A 2,045-nucleotide genomic window follows, 5' to 3' on the forward strand; every position below is an offset into this window, starting at 1 on the left:
ACGTACACACTCTGGAATGACTTTACAGCAAACTATGACCTGGCTTTAATTAAACCGCAAAATATTTCACCGTTATGCATTTTAGAAATCCCACACACTACATTAGCAGAATTTAAGGCTGATAAAAAGTTCGATGTGATTTATTATGATGCTTTTTCGGTGCAGCATCAACCCGAAATGTGGAGCGACGCAATGATCGCCCATGCCTGCAGTTTCTTAAAGCCGGGCGGCACTTTTGTTACCTATGCCATTACAGGAAAACTTAAACGTGCTGTGAAAGCAAATGGCTTTACCATTGAAAAGTTACCCGGGGCACCTGGAAAAAGAGAAATGTTGAGAGCTGTGAAAGCACTAGTTTAACGCTAAGGATTTTTACTGTACGCCAGGGCCGAAAAACTTACATCATCGCACAAGCCTATGTATTTAAACCAGGGTGTAGCGGCACCCTTTTAACTATAATCCTGAGCTTCAGCGAAAGATAGTTAAAAGGTATAGCGGAAAACGGGACTGACGCAAAAATGGAACGGTAAGTTGCTTTCCAAGCTTTTTTAAATTATTTCTGACAAAAAACAGACTACCCAAAGAAAACCAGGCTTCGTTTCGAATTGTTAAGTCATCAATAAATTGCATATCATGGAAAAACGAATTTTAGGTAAAACAGATTTAAATATAGCGCCCATTGTATTTGGAGGAAACGTTTTCGGCTGGACAATTGATGAACAAAAATCATTTGAAATATTAGACCATTTTATTGAAAGCGGCTTCAACTTTATAGACACTGCCGATGTTTATTCGCGTTGGGTGCCAGGAAATAAAGGTGGAGAATCGGAAACAATTATTGGTAACTGGCTAAAAAAGAACAATAAGCGCCAGGAAGTAGTTATTGCAACCAAAGTTGGTTCAGATATGGGAAGTGGTAAGTCATTACGAAAAGACTATATCATTAATGCTGTTGAACATTCGTTATCACGTTTACAAACCGATTATATCGATTTATATTTTTCACATTTTGACGATGAAACTACTCCTGTTGAAGAAACCTTAAGTGCTTACGAAACGCTGATTAAAGATGGCAAAATCAGATGGATTGGTGCTTCAAACTTTTCAGCAGATAGATTGAAAGAATCTTTATTGGCCTCAGCAAATCATAACTTACCGCGTTACGAGGTTTATCAACCAGGCTATAATTTGTTTGACCGTGAAGAATTTGAACGAGATCACGAAAAGATTTGCCTGGAACATGGTTTAGGTGTAATCACCTACTATTCTTTAGCCAGTGGCTTTTTAACCGGAAAGTACCGCAGCGATGATGATTTAAAGAAAAGTCAGCGAGGTGGTGGCGTGAAGAAATTTTTAACAGAACGAGGTTTTAAGATTTTAGGTGCTTTGGATGAAGTGGCGGCTAAACATCAGGTAGAGCAAGCTTCGGTAGCATTAGCATGGTTAATTTACCATCCATCCATTACGGCCCCCATTGCCAGCGTAACGGATTTAACACAGCTAAAGTCATTTACCGAGGCTGCCAATTTAGAATTAACTGCTGAAGATATTTCACTTTTAGATAAAGCTAGTATCTATTAGAAATAATCCATTATATTTAAATGCCCGATTAATAAAACAATTAATCGGGCATTTTGTATTAAACAGGATTAAAATACCATGAGAGAAAAACTGACCTTCCTACCCAAGTTAGCACTTGTACTTTTTTGTTTAATTAGCCTAACTTACATCGCAATTTTAGGTCAGACACTACTGGCACCACTCCTGTTTTCATTTTTGATGGCAATTTTATTGCTCCCAGTTGGTAACTTTCTAGAGCAGCGATTTAGATTTAAACGCGGTCTATCTACTATTTTAGCTGTAATATTAATGATTGCAGTAATTAGCGGCATTATCTATTTTTTTGGAAATCAATTGAGTGATTTATGGGCAGATTGGCCGCTGTTGAAGAAAAAGGCAAATGTTTCTTACCATGAATTGCAGCAATGGATCTCGAAAACATTCCACGTAAATTCCGAAAAGCAACTTGCTTATTTAAACGATAG

The 2,045-nt window shown here is 37.7% G+C and carries 3 protein-coding genes; all 3 read left to right on the forward strand.

The window, feature by feature from the left end; genetic code table 11:
• On the forward strand, window positions 1–360 hold a 360-nt coding region (locus ON09_RS23475; protein ID WP_010603511.1), incomplete at its 5' end, for an MnmC family methyltransferase.
• A gap of 273 nt (window positions 361–633) precedes the next feature.
• Window positions 634–1,581, forward strand: coding sequence for an aldo/keto reductase (locus ON09_RS23480; RefSeq protein ID WP_010603512.1), 948 nt, complete (start codon window positions 634–636; stop codon window positions 1,579–1,581).
• Between the two features lie 78 nt (window positions 1,582–1,659).
• Window positions 1,660–2,045: AI-2E family transporter (locus tag ON09_RS23485; protein WP_010603513.1), on the forward strand; the 386-nt coding region annotated here is incomplete at its 3' end.

Origin of the sequence: Pedobacter agri PB92 (assembly GCF_000258495.1) — a bacterium.
Lineage (GTDB): Bacteria > Bacteroidota > Bacteroidia > Sphingobacteriales > Sphingobacteriaceae > Pedobacter > Pedobacter agri.